Annotated in this window: 3 protein-coding genes; 2 read left to right on the forward strand and 1 reads right to left on the reverse strand. The window is 46.3% G+C overall.

What is annotated here, in order from left to right:
• Positions 1 to 568: AarF/UbiB family protein (locus A3756_RS13320; RefSeq protein ID WP_368664585.1), on the forward strand; the 568-nt coding region annotated here is incomplete at its 5' end.
• On the opposite strand, the gene A3756_RS26700 is transcribed toward A3756_RS13320, so the two are convergent.
• Entirely contained in the window at positions 555 to 710 is a 156-nt protein-coding gene (locus tag A3756_RS26700) for a hypothetical protein (RefSeq protein WP_156490463.1), read from the reverse strand. The genes A3756_RS13320 and A3756_RS26700 overlap by 14 nt on opposite strands.
• Positions 711 to 893: 183 nt before the next feature.
• On the opposite strand from A3756_RS26700, the gene A3756_RS13325 reads away from it, so the two are divergent.
• Positions 894 to 2,772, forward strand: a 1,879-nt coding sequence (locus tag A3756_RS13325; protein ID WP_068553674.1) for an alkyl/aryl-sulfatase, incomplete at its 3' end; no start/stop codon positions are given.

Genomic DNA, 2,772 nt, shown 5'->3' on the forward strand with positions numbered 1-2,772 from the left:
ACTAGCTACCGCTTCCATTGCACAAGTACATAGCGCCACGCTACATTCAGGTAAAGAGGTAGTCGTCAAAGTCATTCGTCCTGGCATTGAGCGAACCATCGACCAAGATATTGCCGTCATGCTGTTCTTTGCTCTGGTTCTGGAAAACTATTGGGTGGATGGTAAGCGACTTCACCCGGTACAGGTCGTAAGAGATTATGAAAAAACAATTTACGATGAGCTCGACCTGCAAAGGGAAGCAGCAAATGCCTCCCAGATCCGTAGAAACTTTCTAGATTCTGAACTGATCTACATCCCGGAAATTCATTGGGACTACACTAACCAGCACGTTCTGGTCATGGAACGGGTGTATGGTATTCCTGTTGCTGACGTTGACGCGCTGAGAACCGCCGGGGTCAACCTGAAAGCACTTGCCGAACGCAGGAGGCGTGTGCGCAATTCTATCAGATGGCTGATTAGAGGCTGGCCTTGGTCGACTACAGTGTCGTTTTCAGTTGCGTTGTCAGAAGTCTTACTCATGTCTTTACTATGCTTAGCTTATTACGGAGGCCATGTTATGACTGCTTAGGCTTGTCGTTTTGCGTATTGCTTTGAAGGTCTTTTGACGAATCAGGCTCTTTTGGTGCCTGAAACAGCTTGTCATACTCATCTCTTGGTAAGGGCTCGAACTCTTCAGCTTCTTTGAGCGTTTCAACTCCGTAGAAGTACATCCTGTTTTGCCGACTATCCTTGCTCATGCAATACAAATGATTTAAAATATTCAGAGGTTCCCTAGTTTTCAAATCTATTTTTAAGTGCCTAGGTCAGCTATTGTTGATAGCTATTAAAAGTAGTTGATCTTACAAGGTTTTTCAATGCGCTGACGCATGCGCTTTACAGGGAGTTTCGAGATTATGTTTAAGCACGGGACATGGGTTCTGTTAATTGCGGTTTTGATTACTGGATGTACTCAATCTCAGACAGAAACTGTTGATGGCATAGGTTCGGTCGAAGGTTTTTCCCCCGCCACCCAGATAACACAAAAAATGAATCAGGCTGTCGAAGCGCAACTTCCCCTCAAAGATTCTGAAGATATCGCACAATCCAAACGAGGCTTCATAGCCACGGTAGAAGGCCTTCAAGTATCCGCCTCCGGAAAATTGGCCTGGAACACAAAGGCCTATGAGTTCATACAAGGACAAGCTCCTGCAACTGTAAATCCTAGTCTTTGGCGGCAGGCGGGACTCAACAACAGGCATGGTTTGTATCAGTTATCAGAGGGGATATATCAGGTTCGTGGTTTCGATCTGGCCAATATGACCGTGATTCGTGGAGAGACGGGCTGGATCGTGATAGACCCGTTAACCACAGTGGAAACGGCACGCGTGGCAATGAAACTGGTAAATGATCAATTAGGAAAAAGACCCGTTAGCGCCATTTTGTTCACCCATTCTCATATTGATCACTTTGGCGGTGCCCATGGCATTGCCTCTCCAGAACAAGTCAGCCAACAGCAACTTAAAGTGATCGCGCCAGAAGGCTTTATGGAAGAGGCCACCAGTGAAAATGTGGTGGCAGGCATGGCAATGGGACGTCGCTCTATGTACATGTACGGAAAGCGATTACCTAAATCTGAAAGAGGGCATGTGGGCTCTGGCTTAGGTAAGGAACCTGCGTTTGGTCAGTTCACTATCTTAGAACCCAATGTGCTGATTTCCGAGAGTGGTGAACGTCATGAGATCGACGGCGTGACATTTGAATTTCAGGTGGTATCCGGTTCAGAAGCACCTGCAGAATTTACTTTCTATCTTCCTGAGTTCCGAGCCTGGTGTGGCGCTGAATTGGTTTCGCGTAATCTCCACAACCTATATACCTTGAGAGGGGCTAAAGTGCGCGATGCTTTGAAGTGGAGCGGTTATATTCATGATGCCATTCAATACGCAGAGAAAAGTGACCTCTATTTTGGCAGTCACCACTGGCCGATATGGGGCAGTGAAAAACTGGTGACATTTCTTAAAGCTCAACGGGATACTTATAAATATATCCATGATCAGTCGGTGCGTTTATTAAATGCAGGGTATACGCCAACGGAGATAGCCGAACAGATTGAGTTGCCTCCGAGTTTGGCCAGTAACTTTTCCAACCGTGGTTACTATGGAACGGTAAAACATAATGCAAAAGCGGTTTATCAGTGGTATTTAGGCTGGTATGACGGAAACCCTGCGAATCTTAATCCGCTTCCTCCGGAAGAATCTGCGGATAAATACATAGCCTTAATGGGAGGGGCTGAGAGGGTTCTACTTGCTGCTCAATCGGCTTTTGACCAGGGTGAATATCGTTGGGTAGCCGAACTTTTGAATAAATTGGTCTTTGCTGACCCTGGCAACGATAAGGCCCGAGAGCTCCTTGCTAAAGCTTATGATCAATTGGGATACCAATCGGAATCAGCGCCTTGGCGAGATAATTATCTTACGGGGGCTTATGAGCTGAGACATGGTGGCCCGGATAAAGGCGTTGATGTGGCAATGATGGAGGGGGTTCTGAGAGAGGCACCTCTTGAGAACTTCTTTATATCAATGGCTGCCCGTTTAATTGGCCCGGAAGCTTTTGATAGCCATCATAAGATCAATATCACCTTCACTGACAGGCAGGTAAATTTCTATTTGTGGATTGAAAATGCCGTTCTGCATTTTGAACAAATTGAACCTGTCAGTGATGCGGATGCCACACTTAAGGTGACTCATGAGTTATTTCTCAAAATGGCCACTGATCAGGCTGGGATCAAAGAAACCC

This window comes from Oleiphilus sp. HI0086 (assembly GCF_001635225.1).